This is a genomic window from Acidilobus sp. (assembly GCF_049973875.1).
GTDB lineage: Archaea > Thermoproteota > Thermoprotei_A > Sulfolobales > Acidilobaceae > Acidilobus.
Map to the genome: position 1 here is coordinate 1 of NZ_JBMFJI010000109.1, position 615 is coordinate 615.

The window sequence follows — 615 nt, forward strand, 5'->3', positions numbered from 1 at the left end:
GCGCGGCGGGCGTCGCCCCCCTGTACCACTACTACGTCGGCAGGCTGGTCGACATGTACGCAGTAGAGGTTGACTACGACGTGAGGCCCACGACGGCAGTGATAGGCAGGGACTACCTGGGGAGGCTCAGGCTCCTCAGGGGGTTCACCGGCTGGGCCGTGTACAGCGTCAAGGAGGGCCTGGGCTCGGCGGTGCTCGACAGGCTGCTGGCGATAGCATCGGAGCTGGGGGTCGGGAAGCTGAGGGCCATGGGCATGGGCGAGGTCAGGGCTGAGGTAATTAGGCCAGGGGCCCAGCCCGCCACCAGGCAGCAGTTTTGATAATTTTGTTAATTTACCTTATAAACTACTTAGCCGGGTAGTTCCCATGTAAAACATGGGAAGCCCCTTGCCCTGTGGGACTGGTGGGAACATGAACTTCACTTAACTTTAATCTATGAAAAATCAAAAAGTGATGGGACTTCCCATGTGGGACATGGGAAGTGGCCTGGAGACGCGCAGTAAGCTTAAATATTTCACTGCGGAAAACGACGGTGGGACTGAGGGGGCGGCGGGGGCCCGCCCCCGGCACGGCAGGCGAGAGTAACCTGAATGGTGGCTCAGGCCTCGGAAACCA

At 59.3% G+C, this 615-nt stretch carries 1 protein-coding gene; it reads left to right on the forward strand.

Going from position 1 to position 615, the window contains the following annotated elements:
* Positions 1–320 (forward strand): CRISPR system precrRNA processing endoribonuclease RAMP protein Cas6 (cas6, locus tag ACP5H1_RS08565; RefSeq protein ID WP_427974119.1); only part of this gene is annotated, 320 nt, incomplete at its 5' end.
* Between the last annotated feature and the right edge of the window lie 295 nt (positions 321–615).